The sequence below is a fragment of the Streptomyces sp. NPDC048353 genome (assembly GCF_055587165.1).
The window spans coordinates 628,405-642,918 of the sequence record NZ_JBVJGU010000004.1 but is presented as its reverse complement, the minus strand read 5'-3'; the positions used below and the strand labels follow the sequence as shown (position 1 = coordinate 642,918).

The window sequence follows — 14,514 nt, the reverse complement described above, 5'->3', positions numbered from 1 at the left end:
TGAGGATGAGAGATGGTGCTGCGACTCCCCCGGGTGAGCGGCCGGCCCGCGGGCGGATCACCCGCCGTTGGCCGGTTCTGGTCGCCGTCGTCCTGGCGGTCCCCGTCGTGCTGCTCCTCCTCGGGCGGTTCAGCCTGACGCCCGGCCTCGACGACCTCTTCGGCGAGGAGACGCGGGACCGTTCCGGCCCGGCGCTGCTGAAGTCCGTTCAGGACATGCACCGTTACGAAGGCGCCGCCGGGAACTTCCAGATCGTGGTCGACCTGGAGAAGGACGCCCGGCTCCTGCCGGACGCGATCCGCGGCACCCGCACCCTCTATGTCGCCAGCGGCTCGGTCGGCGCCTATGTCGACCTGGGCAAGATCGGCGAGGGCAGTGTGACGGTCGACGAGAAGCGCACCTCGGCCACGCTGCGCCTGCCGCACGCCCGGCTCGAAGCGCCGGCGCTCGACCCCGAGAAGTCGTACGCCGTCTCCAAGCAGCGCGGGCTCCTCGACCGGCTGGGCGACCTGTTCTCCGACAATCCCGCCGACGAGCGCGCGGTGCACGCGCTCGCCGCGAAGCGCATCGGCGAGGCCGCACAGGAGAGCGATCTGACCCAGCGGGCGGAGAAGAACACCACCGCCATGCTGGAGGGGATGCTCCGCGCCCTCGGCTTCCAGCACGTGACCGTCCACTACGTCTGACGCGGGGCGCCCGCAGGGGCGCGCCGAGGGGGTCGCTCCGCCGGACGGAGCGGCCCCCTTCGACGTCGGCCACCGGGACCCCGCGCCGTCTCCCCGCCACGCCCCGGCCGCGCGAATCCCTCTCCCCGGTGGCCTTTTCACGCCCGATTCACCGAGACCGTGCGTGAATTCCTCCTGCGCGGTTACGAGGGAGAAGCACGGCGCCGCGCAGGCAGCGCGATCTCCCCGAGGGAAGTGGTGACGATGTCCGAATCGAACCGACACGAGACCACGCAGCGGCCCCCGGCACCCCCGGTGCCGTCGTGGCACACGACGGCCCGTCAGGTCCAGGGAGGGATCGGTCTGTCCGTCGACGCCACGTTCCACTACGACCCCGACGACCCCTGGGCGGTCCGCGTCGGCTTCCGGCTCCCGCTGGGCCGGGTCGTCGAATGGACCTTCTCCCGGGAGCTGCTGCGCTCGGGGGCCCGCGTCCTCAGCGGCGAGGGCGATGTCCGCCTCTGGCCGCTGCGGCTGGGTGGCAGGGAGGGACGCGTCCGCATGCGGCTGGGCTCGGCCGGTGCGTTCGCGGTGGTGGACATAGACCGGGCCGGCCTGCGGAGCTGGCTGGGTGAGACGTACGACGCCGTGCCGCACGGTACCGAGAGCGCCCGGATCGACTGGGCGACCGAGACCGGCCATCTGTTCGCGCGACGGTAGAGCCGGGCTCCCACGCCGACGGACAGACGAACGACAACCCATCTACAGCAATCAGGAGGAACCGATGGAGAGCTGGCGTGCATCCGCCGCCTGCCGGAACGTCGACCCCGACCTCTTCTTCCCCGTGGGGACCGGAGCGCCGGCGCTGATCCAGGCCGAGGAGGCCAAGGAGATCTGCCGGGGCTGCCCGGTGCGTCAGGAGTGCCTGGAGTGGGCCATGGACGACTCGCGCCAGGTGATCGGCGTCTGGGGAGGCCTGCGCGAGGACGAACGGAAGGCGCTGAAGCGACGCACGCGCCGACAGGCGAACAGGACCAACTGATCCGCGGGCCGGATCGCGGCACGGACCGCACCCGCCGGACGACCGAGAGACCGCCGCACGAACACACTCGCCGGACCACCGAGAGACCGCCGTACGCATCGACCGACGCCGTGGGACCGGCGCGCTTCGGCGCGCCGCCGCGGTGCGGGGGGCGGCATCGGGCCGACGGGATTCGCCGAGGCGGTCAGCCCAGCGGAAGACGCGCCCTGACCCACTTGCCGTGGGGGGCCGCGGCCTCGGTCTCGACCGTGTCGCAGAGCGCGAGGACGATCTCCAGGCCGTGCTGTCCGAGCCGGTCGGGATTGCGGGGGCGGGCGACGGGGGCAACGGGATGGGTGTCGTGGACCGATATCTCCAGCACCCCGTCGTCGAGGGCGAGCTCGAGTCGGCAGGGGCCGGGGGCGTACTTCACGACGTTGGTGACGAGTTCGCTGACGACCAGGCGGGCGGCGTCGACGCCCCGCTCCGGCCAGGGGCCCGAGGAGGGCGCGGAGCGGTCGAGGAACGACGTGGTGAAGTCCCGGGCCTCCGCGATGGCGCCCAGCGCCCCGCCCAGCTCCACGCCGGCCCGCGGCACCTCACCCACGCGACGGCCGGTCACGATCGTCTCCGTCACGCCGATCCCCGTTCGCCTTCCTCACTGTGCGGGCTCTCCCCTGCTGTGCGTTGCTGTCGCAGCACGGAACGGCCTCACCAGAAGGGGGTTGGTGAGGCCGTTCCGCTGGGACATTTCCTCGACGGTCCGTGTCTACGACTGGTCGAGCATGCCCTTGCGCAGGCGTTCCAGGTTGCGGGAGAGCAGGCGCGAGACGTGCATCTGGGAGATGCCGAGCTCCTTGCCGATCTCCGACTGCGTCAGCTCTTCCACGAAGCGCAGGTGCAGGATCCGGCGGCTGCGGTCGTCGAGCTCGACGAGCAGCGGTGCCAGGGTGTGGAAGTTCTCGAACAGTTCGAGCGCCGGGTCCTCCACGCCGATGAAGTCGGCGAGCGCCGCGTCACCGTCCTCGCCGTCCGGGCCGACGGCTGCGTCCAGCGAGGTGGAGTTGTAGCCGTTGGAGGCGATGCGGGCCTCGATGACCTCTTCCTCCGAGAGGTTCATCAGCGTCGCCAGCTCGGCCACGCTCGGCGCCCGCCCGAGGCGGGAGCTCAGTTCCTCGGTCGCCTTGGCCAGCTCGACCCGGGCTTCCTGAAGCCTGCGCGGCACGTGGACCGCCCAGGAGGTGTCCCGGAAGAAGCGCTTGATCTCACCGACGATGTAGGGGACGGCGAAGCTGGTGAACTCCACCTCGCGGGAGAGGTCGAACCGGTCGATGGCCTTGATCAGACCGATGGTGCCGACCTGGACGATGTCCTCCATCTCGTCGCCACGGGCCCGGAAACGTCCGGCCGCGTAGCGCACGAGCGACATGTTCATCTCGATCAGCGTGTTACGCGCGTACTGGTACTCGTGTGTCCCCTCCTCCAGTACCGCCAGCTTGTCGAAGAAGACCTTCGACAGCTCACGTGCGTCCTTCGGAGCGACCTTGCGGGGAGACTCGATTACGGGAAGGTCCTCCATACCCGTATCGACACCGGCCCTCGTCTCCGTCGTCACCGCAGTCGGCACTCTGATGACCTCCCTCGTCCATCGTCAGCTCTTTGTCCCCCGTGAGAGCCCCGCCTACCCCCACATTCACGAGGCATGCCAGAAAATTCTCGTCGGGCGGAAAATTTTTTCGACCGGCCCCAGTCCACCATGTCGGCGGGTGTCACGCGAGGGACAGACGGGCCCGGACGCGCTTCCCCGTCGGCTGCGGCTCCACGCTCACGCTCTCGCAGACCGCCACGACGATCTCGACGCCGTGCTGGCCGATGCGGCGGGGGTCGGGGGCGCGCGGCACGGGTGAGACGTCCGCCTGGTCGAAGACCGAGATCTCCAGCGCGTCCTCGAACAGTTCGAGGAGCACCCGGCAGGGTCCCGGTGCGTGCCGGACGGCGTTGGTCACCAGTTCGCTGACCACCAGGCGCGCCAGGTCGACGCGCTCCCGGGTGACCGTCCCGCCCCCTCCGGCGGGTGCGGCGGTGAGGAAGTCGGCGGTGAAGTCGCGGGCCGACGCGATCATGCCGTCCCCCGCGTCGGCGCTCTCGTACTCCACGCTCGCGGACAGCGATGGCCGGCACACCCTGCTTCTTCTGGCGATCACCTCACCCATCGCCCTTCCTCTCTGGCGTGACAGCCGCACTCCTCGTCCCGTCCGGCGCATTTTCCCATGCGCGCCCGTTCCATACCGTGCACACCCCAGAAATATGGACGCGGACCTCCGTGAGGCGGTTGCGGAGGGGCTCGCGTCACCCTTCTTCAGGTGCTGAGGAAAGCCCCTCGGCCGCTGGGCGGCCGCGCCAGTCCAGGCAGAGGACGAGCAGGTCGTCGGGGGTCGGGCCGCCGCAGGCACGCAGGGCCCGGACGACCTCGCGGGGTGTGTTCGCGCAGGTCAGGTGGCGAGTGGCCGCGATCGCCCGGCTCACCGCCCGGTCGAGCGCACCATCGTCGGCCTCGGCGGGCTCGGCGCGGTCGCAGGCGACGAAGACCAGCCGGTCGCCCGGGAGGACGCACAGCCGCTGGGTGACGTAGACGCTGTCCTCGAACATGCCCAGCGGAAGCTGGCGCTCCAGGTCGAGCCGCTCGGGCGTGGCACCACGGGCCCGCCACACGGTCGGCGAACCCGCGTCGACGACCCGCACCTCCCCGGTCGCGCGGGCGAAGCTCATCAGGAGGGCGGAGAGGGTCCGCTCGCCCCGGTGCTGGCCGTAGAGCGCCTGGTCCGTCAGGCTCGCCTGACCGACGACGTCGAGTCCGGCCCGGCGCGCGTTGCGGACGGCGTTGAGGGCGAGGTTGCTGAGGAGGACGGCCTGGGTGTCGGGGCCGGCGCCGTTGGCGACGACCAGCGTCAGCTCGTCCGCGGTCAGGGACCAGTCCAGGACGTGCCCGCCGGAGGTGTAGGCCGGCTCCCAGTAGGCGTGGAGGTCGAACTCCTCCCCGACGCAGGCCCTGCCGGGGAGCAGGTCCCACTGCATCTCGCCGGTGATGCTGAGAGCGCGCGCCCGGCGCGTGCGCCGGTAGAGGTCGGTGTGCCGGTCGGCCACGCGCAGGGCGTGTCCGAGCATCTCGGCGACGGCCGCCAGCTCGGCGGTGGACTCGGGTGTCAGACGGTCCGAGGGTAGGACGACCACAAGAACGCCACAGCGATCGCCGCGAACCGTCACAGGAAGGAACGCAGTCGCCGTGGGTCCGTGTCCCCCGAAAAGATATGGTTGCTGTGTGGAGTAGGCGTGACCCGCGGGCCCGGATTCCACGCTCAGGGGCTGCGCCCCGTCCGCGGCCTGTACGGGCTCGACGGGACGGAGTTCCGTGAGCCCGTAGTCGACGAGCAGGAGGTCGGCGGAGAACGCGGCGAACTGCTGTGCCAGATCGATACGGAGGGAGTCCAGGAGGCGGTGCGCCGGCGCTTCGCGCAGAGCGCGTTCCACTGTCGAGCGTCGATCCACCGAATCCGTACCGCCTTCTGGAGAGATGTTGATGACCGGCGCGTCGCGAGACCGACGCCCTCGGCCCCGGACGCCTGAGGAGTGTCAGTAATGGACACGAACCCCGCCCCGTCGCATCGGGAGCCGCAGGAGACGACGGAGGCAGCGCGGGAGCTCATCGAGCTCCTGGAGGTGATGTGGGAGCGAGGCAGGGACATGGTGTCGTCGACTCCGGTGTCCGCCTCGCAGCTCCGCGTGCTCTACAGCCTGGACCGCGAGGAGGGCATCAACCTCCGCGCGCTGGGCGAGGTGCTCGGTTCCGCGCCGCCTTCGGTGAGCCGCATGTGCGACCGGCTGGAGGCCCTGGGATTCGTGCAGCGACTGCCCAGTCCGGTCAGCCGTCGCCAGCTCGAACTGCACCTGACCGTCCGGGGCAAGGCGTACCTGCGGGACCTGCGCGTCCAGCGCGAGGAGGCCCTGCTCGCCGTCATCACGGCCATGACGCCGACGACCCGGAAGGCGCTCCTGCGCGGACTCACCGGCTTCCAGGACGCGTTGGACAAGGAGAACTCCCCACCACGGCGGAGCACCACGCTCCGCAACGCCCACTCCGCCTGACCCGGTCTGATCGACCGGACACCCCCTCGCCCCACTTGTCACCCTCTGGTCGCCTCTGACGTGTGCACTCCGGGCACGAGCCAGGCGTGTTGCCCCAAGGATACAGTTGCCCTACGGCAACTGTTGACACCCGGTCGGGCAGGCGAGGACGAGGGGCGGACCGGTGCGTCAGGCGTCCTCGCGGACACCGTCCACGGCCTCGGCCCTCCCCCGCCAGTCGAGGCAGACCACCAGCGCGTCGTCCTCGAGCGGCGTGTCCCCGTGGTACTGCGACAGCTGCCGCAGGACCGCGTGTGGGACCTGGGCGGGGGGCAGCAGCCGCGACGAGGTGAGCGCCCGGGCGAGTGCCCGGTCGCCGTAGCTCTCGCCGTCGGGCGAGGACGCGTCGTACACGCCGTCGCTGCCGAACAGCAGCCGGTCGCCGGGGCGGACCGAGAAGCCCTCGGGGGTGTAGGCGGTGTCCTCGAACATGCCCAGGGGAAGCTGGGCCTCGAAGGAGACCGGCTCGACCGTGCGCTCGCGCAGCCGCCACAGCCGGGGCGACCCCGCGTCGACCGCTTCGACATCACCCGTGGTGAGGTCGAAGCGCAGCAGCAGCGCGGAGACGTAGGCACTGCCGCGGTACTGCGCGTACACGGCCTGATCGGCCAGGATCGCCTGGTCGACGAGGCTGAGGCCGGCGCGGCGGGCGTTGCGCAGCGCGTTGATGGCGAGGTTGGTCAGCAGGGCGGCCTCGATGCCCTCCCCCATGCCGTTGGTGACCGTCAGGGTGAGGTGGTCGGCCGACGCGGACCAGTCGTAGTTGTCCCCGAAGATCGCGTAGGCCGGCTCCAGGTGTGCGCCGAGCGAGAACTCGGGGCGGGTGCAGGAACGCCCGGGAAGAAGCTGCCACTGCATCTCGGCGGCGAGCGTCAGCCGGGCGGCCCGCCGCGCGAGGACGTACAGGTCGGTGTCGCGCTCGGCGACCAGGATCTCGTGGCCCAGGGCCTCGCAGATGTGCTGCAGCTCGGGCAGTTGCGGGACGAGGTCGTGGTCCTTGGCGGCCGTGACCGTCAGGACGCCCATCCGGTCCCCCCTGATGGTGACCGGCAGGTGCGCCGCGACCGAGTCGGCCGACTCCGTGACGTACGCCTCCTGGGAGCCGAAGGCCCGGCCCTGCGGGCTGCTGTGGATCGGCAGCGGCTGGATGGTGTGCGGATGGCTTCCGACCAGCTGGAGGGAGCGCAGGCCGTAGTCGGCCAGACGGAGTTCCACTTCCTGAGCGCCGTAGTACGTCCGCAGCGCCTCCTCCACGACGCTCATCAGCATGTGCGGCGCTGCCCGGCGCAGCGCCTGCTCGACAACGGCGATCTCGTCCACGTGCTCCTGCTTCTTCCTCTGTCCGCCCGGCCCGGTGCTACCCGGCCCGGCGGGCGGCCGTCAGCGCCTCCGCCACATCGGTGTGCAGGGGCGTCGTCATCGTCAGGCCCGTGATCTCCAGGATGCGCCGTACGGCCGGGGTCGGCGCTACGAGATGCAGGTCGCCGCCCGCCTCACGGGCGTCGCGCGCCGCCCTGATCAGGACGTTCAGGCCGGAGGAGTCCATGAACGCCAGCCGCGACAGGTCCATGACCAGGTGGCGGCGGCCGTGCAGGAACTGGTTGGCGAGGTGGTGGTGGAGCAGGGTGGCGGTCTCGATGTCGAGCTCACCGCCCACGGACAGGACGGCCGTGGTGTCGTCGAGGATCTCGACCTCGACGTCCAGGTTGGGTTCCGGCTGGGGCATGGTCCTCTTTTCGGTGCAGGGAGTGAGGGGGACGGACCCGCGTGTTCGGCGGGCCGCGGGGGGTGACGAACCGGGGTCAGACGACCCGTACGCCGATCAGACAGGTGTCGTCGTCGGTGTCGGACTTGCTCTGCGTCAGCAGGGAGTCGAGCCGGCGTTCCAGCGAGTCGGCCGGGGCCTGGGCGGTGGCGAGGAGCTGGGCGAGGGACTCGTGCACGGCGGTGTCCCGCCGCTCGACGAGACCGTCGGTGTACATCAGGACGGTGTCCTGCGCCTCCAGCTGGACCTCCGCCTCCTCGTACTCGGCCTCCGCCAGGGCGCCGAGCAGGACGCCTTTGAGCAGGGGCAGCGTGGTGGCGCCCGAGCCGCGCACCAGGACGGGGGGCAGGTGCCCGGCCCTGGCCCAGCGCAGGGTGCGGGTCTCGGGGTCGAAGACGCCGCAGACGGCGGTCGCCGTGACCTGTTCGGTGAGGTGGTGCGCCACGATGTTGAGCCAGGAGAGCAGCTGGGCAGGGCCCGCGCCGGTAACAGCCAGGCCGCGCATCGCGTTGCGCAGGACCACCATGCCGGTGGCGGCCTCGACCCCGTGGCCCGCGATGTCCCCTACGCACAGCAGTATCTTCTTGGACGGCAGCACGACGGCGTCGTACCAGTCGCCGCCGACCAGCGACTCCGTCTCGGCGGGGCGGTAGCGCACCGCGATCTGCAGGCCGGGGGCGTCGAGCGGGCCCCGCGTGGGGGGCATGATCGCGTGCTGCAGCTGGAGGGTCAGACGGTTGCGCTCCGCGGCCTCCTGCTCGGTGAAGGCGAGCTGGTCGCGGGTGGCCGCCAGGGCGACCTCGGTCCAGTGCTGCGAGGAGATGTCCTGGTAGGCGCCGCGCACGGCCAGCAGACGGCCGTCCGGGCCGAGGACGGGCTCCGCGATCACCCGCATGTGGCGGGTCACCCCGTCCGGGCGCATCAGACGGAAGGCGGTCGAGGTCGCGCGCCGGTGCCGCAGCACGGCCTGGAGGAAGCGGCCGATGGCGACGGCGTCGTCCGGGTGGGCGTGCGAGGTCAGCTCGCGCAGGGACACCGGCGACTCGACGGGATCGCGCCCGTACAGGTCGAAGAGCTGCCCGTTCCAGGTGATCTCGCCGGTCAGGACGTTCTCCTCGAAGCCGCCGAGGCGGCCGAGGCGCTGGGCGTGCTGGAGCAGGCTGGCGAGGCATGCGGCCTCGTCCTCGATGCGCCAGATCAGCAGCACGCCGCCGCCGTGCCGGCTGATGCTGAGGTCGGCGGTGGAGGCGAGGGCCACCTGGTCGACGAGCGAGGTAAGCGGCGCGCGGCGGGCGCGGAAGGGCTCGCCGGTGGCGTAGACGCGCTCGATCCGGTCGAAGAGTTCGCCCTCGCCGGCGGCGGTGGGGTACGCCTCCAGGAGCAGGGCGCCGTCGACGGCGCCCCGGGGCCGGCCCGAAGGGTCCTGGAAGTGGTCGTTGGCGTGCCGGATGCGGAAGTCGCTGAGCCGGCCCTCGCCGTCGAGGTGCGGGGTGAGGACGAGCGCCGGGTCGTAGAGGCCGTCCGAGAGGTCCACGAGTTCGGAGATGCCCGAGGGGTTCGGCGGCGTCGCCGGGGGGTCGGCGGGGAGGCTGTCGATGGTGTGGGCGCACAGCTCGGCCAGGGCTTCGAGCTGCCGCTCCACGGCCTGGGGCTGCGGGCCGAGCGGGTGGGGCCAGCAGATCTCCAGGACGCCGAGAATCCGTCCGCCGGTGCCGGCGGGCACCGCGACCCTGCCGCCCTCCGGGTTGCGGGCGTGCCCGATGGAGGGGGTCCCGGCGGCCGCGAGCGAGGGGAACCAGACGGTGCGGCGCTCGGTGAGGGCCTGGCGCGCGACGGTGCCGACGCCCGGCGGTACGTAGCGCCAGCGGGCGGATTCGTCGGTGCCGAAGCCGGCGTGGCCGGAGAGGGTGAACGAGGCGTCGGCGCCGGCGGTCCAGACGGCGACGGCCGTGGCCCCCAGGGGGGCGAGGGCGTGCGCCAGCAGGGACTCGGCCACCGTCTGCGTGTCGCCGGCGTTCAGCGCGGCGCTCTCGGCCGTGCGCAGCCGTACGGCGACGGACGGCTCGGGGCCGCTGTCGGTGTCCTCTTCGCTCACCACCCGCCGGACGAAGTCCTCGGCGACCTCGGCGACCTGGTCGTGGGCGGCCTGGTTGATGATGTCGGCGGCCAGTTCCAGCGGGGAAAGCCCGGCCTGGGCGGCGAGTTCGGCGAGCTGCCGGGCGGCCTGCGCCGGACCGCAGCGCAGCCGCTCGACGATGATGCCCTTGGCGAGCTCGACCAGGGCGCGCCCGTCCGCGGCGGCGTGCGCGGCCCGTACCTCGCCGCGGAGCCGTTCCACCGTCGCAGCGAGTCGGCCGACGGTGGAGTGGTGCGCCGCCACGGCGTCCTCGTCGGTGGGTACGGCGAAGGGCGCGGGGGCGCCGTACGGCTCGGTCTCGGCCGTGTTCCGGGGCACCGGCACCGTGCCCGCCCCTGCCTCGGGGCGGTGCGTCGCGGGGACGGAGCCGGTCGTGACCGGCGCCGTACCGTCCCCGTGGAGACCTCCGGCGGGGTCTCCACCGTGGTCGGGGGGAGCACTCATGCGGGGACTCCTCGGGTGTGACGGCCTGGGGCCGTGGACGGATGCGGGGCTACGGGACGGGCGGCACGGAGCGTACGGGACTGGCCCGTCGCGCCGTCGGGGCGGGCTAGTCGTCGCGGAGCCAGCGGCGGATGCAGGCGATGAGGTCGTCGGCGTCCACGGGCTTGGTGACGTAGTCGCTCGCGCCGGAGGCCAGGCTCTTCTCCCGGTCCCCGGGCATGGCCTTGGCGGTGACGGCGACGATCGGCAGTCCGGCGTAGGCGGGCATCTGCCGGATGCTGGCTGTGGCGGCGTAACCGTCCATCTCGGGCATCATCACGTCCATCAGGATCAGGTCGATGTCGGGGTGCGCGGCGAGTGCCTCGATCCCCTTGCGGCCGTTCTCGGCGTGCAGGACCTCGATGCCGTGCAGCTCCAGGATGCCGCTCAGGGCGTAGAGGTTGCGGGCGTCGTCGTCGACGACGAGGACCGTGCGGCCGTGCAGAGCGCCGTCGACCGTGTGCGGGGCGTGCTGCCGCTGCTCGCCGCGGAGCAGGGGGACGACGTCGCCGGGCTGGTCGGCGAGCAGGTGCAGGGCGATCCGTTCGCGGAGTTCGTCCAGGCTGGACAGCAGCTCCAGGGGCCGCTTCCGGGCGCGTGCCTGGAGGGTCCGCTCGTGTTCGGCGGCGAGCCTGCGGTTGTTGTGGGCGAGCACGGGGACGGTCCGCAGGGCGGCGTCGCCGTCCATGGCGTCGAGGAAGTGCAGGGCTTCGTTGTCCGCCATGTCGAGTTCGAGGACGACGCAGTGGAACGGCTGGGTGGCGAGGGCGGTCGCCGCCTCCTGGGGGCCCACGGCGGCGATCACCTCGATGTCCGCCTGGTCGGTGAGGTCCCGGCTGTCGGTCAGTTCGGCGACGGAGTTCTCGGCGACCAGCGACAGCAGACCGCGGGAGCGCTCCTCGATGACGAGCAGGCGGCGCGGCTGGCGCGGCTGCGGGATGGGGGGCAGCGCGGCGCGGGCAGGACGGCCGGAGCTCTCCTCGATCGCGCCGGGTTCGCCGTCGTTGTCCGGCGCCCCGGTCTCGTGGGCGGTCTGCGCCTGGAAGTCGGCCCGGGCGACGGGCAGGTAGAGGGTGAAGGTGCTGCCCTCGCCCGGTTCGCTGTCGGCGGTCAGGGCGCCACCGAGGAGATAGGCGATCTCCCGGCTGATGGACAGGCCGAGGCCCGTGCCGCCGTACTTGCGGTTGGTCGTCCCGTCGGCCTGCTGGAAGGCGCCGAAGATCGCCTCCAGGTGCTGGTGGGCGATGCCGATGCCGGTGTCCTTCACCCGGAAGGCGACCACGGCGCCGCCGCGGTGCACCGTGCCGGGCAGTTCGTGGTCCGCGGCCGGTTCGATGCTGAGGTGCACGCTGCCGCGTTCGGTGAACTTGACGGCGTTGGAGAGGAGGTTGCGCAGCACCTGGCGCAGCCGGGTGTCGTCGGTGACGAGGTCGACCGGGACGCCGGGCGCGGTGGAGATGCCGAAGGCGAGGTTCTTCTGGGTGGTGAGCGGCCGGAACGTCGCCTCGACGTAGTCGAGGAGCTGGCGCAGCTGGACCCGCTCCGGGTTGAGGTCCATCTTGCCGGCCTCGACCTTGGACAGGTCGAGGATGTCGTTGATCAGCTGGAGCAGATCGGAGCCGGCGGAGTGGATGATGCCCGCGTACTCGACCTGCTTGGCGGTGAGGTTGCGGGTGGGGTTCTGGGCGAGCAGCTGGGCCAGGATGAGCAGGCTGTTGAGCGGGGTGCGCAGCTCGTGGCTCATGTTGGCGAGGAACTCGGACTTGTACTTGGAGGCGAGGGAGAGCTGCTGGGCGCGGTCCTCCAGCTCCTGGCGCGCCTGCTCGATCTCCAGGTTCTTGGCCTCGATGTCGCGGTTCTGGGAGGCCAGCAGGGCCGCCTTGTCCTCCAGCTCGGCGTTGGAGCGCTGCAGCTCCTCCTGCTGCACCTGGAGCTCCTCGGACCGGGCGCGCAGTTCGTCGGCGAGCCGCTGCGACTCGCCGAGGAGTTCGTCGGTGCGGGCGTTGGCCACGATGGTGCTGACGTTGACGCCGACGGTCTCCATGAGCTGTTCCAGGAAGTCCCGGTGCACGGAGGTGAACGGCGTGAACGAGAGCAGCTCGATCGCGCCGAGGACCTGGTCCTCGACCACGATGGGGAGCACGATCAGGCTGCCGCGGGCGGTCTGGCCGAGGCCGGAGGAGATGGAGACGTAGTCGCCGGGGACCTCGTCGGCGGCGATGACCCGGCGGCTGCGGGCGGCCTGGCCGACGAGGGACTCGCCCAGCCGGAAGCGGCGCTCCTCGGAGCTGCCGGCGGGGCGGCCGTAGGAGCCGACGAGCCCGAGCTCGACACCTCCGGGGCCTTCCTCGGCGAGGTAGAAGGCGCCGAACTGGGCGCGGACGAGGGGGGTCAGCTCGTCCATGACGAGTTCGGCGACGACTGACAGGTCGCGGTGGCCCTGCATCAGTGCGGAGATCCGGGCGAGGCTGGACTTGAGCCAGTCCTGTTCCTGGTTGGCCCGGGTGGTCTCGCGCAGCGAGCCGACCATGGAGTTGATGTTGTCCTTGAGCTCGGCGACCTCGCCGGAGGCGTCGACGGTGATCGAACGGGTGAGGTCGCCCTCGGCGACCGCGCTGGCGACCTCGGCGATGGCGCGGACCTGGCGGGTGAGGTTCCCGGCGAGTTCGTTGACGTTCTCGGTGAGCCGCTTCCAGGTGCCGGAGACACCCTCGACCTCGGCCTGGCCGCCGAGCCGGCCCTCGCTGCCGACCTCGCGGGCGACGCGGGTGACCTCGGCGGCGAACGAGGACAACTGGTCGACCATTGTGTTGATGGTCGTCTTCAGCTCCAGGATCTCGCCCCGGGCGTCGACGTCGATCTTCTTCGACAGGTCGCCGTTGGCGACGGCGGTGGTGACCTGGGCGATGTTGCGGACCTGGCCGGTGAGGTTGTTCGCCATCGAGTTGACGTTGTCGGTGAGGTCCTTCCACGTGCCGGCGACGTTCGGCACCCGCGCCTGGCCGCCGAGTCTGCCTTCCGTGCCGACCTCCCGGGCGACGCGGGTCACCTCGTCGGCGAACGCCGACAGCGTGTCGACCATGGTGTTGATGGTGTCGGCGAGCGCGGCGACCTCGCCCTTGGCCTCCACCGTGATCCGGCGGGACAGGTCGCCGCGGGCGACGGCGGTGGCGACCTGGGCGATCGAACGCACCTGCCCGGTGAGGTTGGACGCCATGACGTTGACGTTGTCGGTGAGGTCCTTCCAGGTGCCGGAGGCGCCGCGGACGGTGGCCTGGCCGCCGAGGTTGCCCTCGGTGCCGACCTCGCGGGCGACGCGGGTCACCTCGTCGGCGAAGGCCGACAGCTGGTCGACCATCGTGTTGATGGTCTCCTTCAGCTCCCGGATCTCGCCCCGGGCGTCGACGCTCACCTTCTGCGAGAGGTCGCCCTTGGCCACGGCGGTGGCGACCTGGGCGATGGAGCGGACCTGGGCGGTGAGGTTCCCGGCCATGGAGTTGACGGAGTCGGTCAGGTCGCGCCAGGTGCCGGAGACGCCCTTGACGTCGGCCTGACCCCCGAGGATGCCCTCGGTGCCGACGTCGCGGGCCATCCTGGTGACCTCGTCGGCGAAGGAGGAGAGCTGGTCGACCATCGTGTTGATGGTGTTCTTCAGCTCCAGGATCTCGCCCCGGGCGTCCACGTCGATCTTCTGGGACAGATCTCCCTTGGCCACGGCGGTGGCGACCTGGGCGATGTCGCGGACCTGCCGGGTGAGGTTGCCGGCCATGGCGTTCACGGAGTCGGTGAGATCGGCCCACGTGCCCGAGACGCCGGGGACCACGGCCTGGCCGCCGAGGGTGCCCTCCGTGCCGACCTCGCGGGAGACGCGGGTGACCTCGGAGGTGAAGAGGGAAAGCTGGTCGACCATGCCGTTGAAGACGGCGGAGATCTCGCCCATGAGGCCGTTGGCGTCGTCCGGCAGCCGGGTGCCGAAGTCACCGTCACGCACGGCGGTCAGGCCGGCCAGCAGCTGGCGCAGTTCCGGCTCCCCCACCGCGGCCGGTCCTGGCCGCCGGGCCGCCGAGGAACCGTCGATCGTCGTCTTGGACATGATCCATCCTCGTTGGCTTCACCGACACTTCCGAGGGTCCGGGCCGGCACGGTCCTCCGCGCCGGGCCTCGGCCCCTCCCGTACGGCTCCGGATCGGACCGTTGTCGTACGGCAATAAACAGGAGACTACTCCCCCCGTGATCGTCCAGAGGGAGACGGTAGTGAATC

13 protein-coding genes are annotated in these 14,514 nt (G+C 71.5%); 5 read left to right on the top strand and 8 right to left on the bottom strand.

Features of this window, described 5'->3' with window-relative positions; genetic code table 11:
• The first annotated feature begins 5 nt into the window (after nt 1–5).
• The 3 genes from ACZ6RC_RS18050 (at nt 6) to ACZ6RC_RS18040 (ending at nt 1,707) form a co-directional block, all read left to right on the top strand.
• Nucleotides 6–686, top strand: a complete 681-nt coding sequence (locus tag ACZ6RC_RS18050; protein WP_453616737.1) for a DUF4230 domain-containing protein — start codon at nt 6–8, stop codon at nt 684–686.
• A gap of 243 nt (nt 687–929) precedes the next feature.
• A complete protein-coding gene (locus tag ACZ6RC_RS18045) occupies nt 930–1,385 on the top strand; it encodes an SsgA family sporulation/cell division regulator (protein ID WP_469584054.1) in 456 nt (151 codons plus the stop codon).
• Nucleotides 1,386–1,449: 64 nt separating this feature from the next.
• Nucleotides 1,450–1,707 carry a WhiB family transcriptional regulator gene (locus tag ACZ6RC_RS18040; protein WP_469584051.1) on the top strand — a complete coding sequence of 86 codons (258 nt, stop codon included), beginning with the start codon at nt 1,450–1,452 and terminating at the stop codon, nt 1,705–1,707.
• A gap of 184 nt (nt 1,708–1,891) precedes the next feature.
• On the opposite strand, the gene ACZ6RC_RS18035 is transcribed toward ACZ6RC_RS18040, so the two are convergent.
• The 4 genes from ACZ6RC_RS18035 to ACZ6RC_RS18020 all read right to left on the bottom strand — a co-directional run bounded on the left by ACZ6RC_RS18035 (nt 1,892) and on the right by ACZ6RC_RS18020 (nt 4,917).
• The gene (locus tag ACZ6RC_RS18035) at nt 1,892–2,323 is read right to left on the bottom strand and encodes an ATP-binding protein (protein ID WP_391136993.1); all 432 of its coding nucleotides are present in this window, start codon (nt 2,321–2,323) and stop codon (nt 1,892–1,894) included.
• A 132-nt stretch (nt 2,324–2,455) separates the two neighbouring features.
• Complete coding sequence (locus ACZ6RC_RS18030) at nt 2,456–3,265, bottom strand: RNA polymerase sigma factor SigF (protein ID WP_391136996.1); 810 nt, start codon at nt 3,263–3,265, stop codon at nt 2,456–2,458.
• A gap of 190 nt (nt 3,266–3,455) precedes the next feature.
• Nucleotides 3,456–3,899: an ATP-binding protein gene (locus ACZ6RC_RS18025; protein ID WP_453616741.1), complete on the bottom strand. Its 444-nt coding sequence runs from the start codon at nt 3,897–3,899 to the stop codon at nt 3,456–3,458.
• A gap of 136 nt (nt 3,900–4,035) precedes the next feature.
• On the bottom strand, nt 4,036–4,917 hold the full coding sequence (locus tag ACZ6RC_RS18020) for a PP2C family protein-serine/threonine phosphatase (RefSeq protein WP_469584046.1): 882 nt from the start codon (nt 4,915–4,917) through the stop codon (nt 4,036–4,038).
• A 99-nt stretch (nt 4,918–5,016) separates the two neighbouring features.
• On the opposite strand from ACZ6RC_RS18020, the gene ACZ6RC_RS18015 reads away from it, so the two are divergent.
• A complete protein-coding gene (locus tag ACZ6RC_RS18015; protein WP_469584043.1) occupies nt 5,017–5,310 on the top strand; it encodes a hypothetical protein in 294 nt (97 codons plus the stop codon).
• A gap of 12 nt (nt 5,311–5,322) precedes the next feature.
• Entirely contained in the window at nt 5,323–5,829 is a 507-nt protein-coding gene (locus ACZ6RC_RS18010) for a MarR family winged helix-turn-helix transcriptional regulator (protein WP_391137009.1), read from the top strand.
• 168 nt (nt 5,830–5,997) lie between these two features.
• On the opposite strand, the gene ACZ6RC_RS18005 is transcribed toward ACZ6RC_RS18010, so the two are convergent.
• The 4 genes from ACZ6RC_RS18005 to ACZ6RC_RS17990 form a co-directional block, all read right to left on the bottom strand.
• Nucleotides 5,998–7,188, bottom strand: coding sequence for a PP2C family protein-serine/threonine phosphatase (locus ACZ6RC_RS18005; protein ID WP_469584040.1), 1,191 nt, complete (start codon nt 7,186–7,188; stop codon nt 5,998–6,000).
• A gap of 37 nt (nt 7,189–7,225) precedes the next feature.
• Nucleotides 7,226–7,594, bottom strand: coding sequence for an STAS domain-containing protein (locus ACZ6RC_RS18000; RefSeq protein WP_391137017.1), 369 nt, complete (start codon nt 7,592–7,594; stop codon nt 7,226–7,228).
• A 76-nt stretch (nt 7,595–7,670) separates the two neighbouring features.
• Nucleotides 7,671–10,214 (bottom strand): SpoIIE family protein phosphatase, encoded by a 2,544-nt coding sequence (locus ACZ6RC_RS17995; RefSeq protein ID WP_469584036.1) that lies wholly within the window; start codon nt 10,212–10,214, stop codon nt 7,671–7,673.
• 106 nt (nt 10,215–10,320) lie between these two features.
• Nucleotides 10,321–14,346: a HAMP domain-containing protein gene (locus ACZ6RC_RS17990; protein ID WP_469584032.1), complete on the bottom strand. Its 4,026-nt coding sequence runs from the start codon at nt 14,344–14,346 to the stop codon at nt 10,321–10,323.
• Nucleotides 14,347–14,514 lie beyond the last annotated feature (168 nt).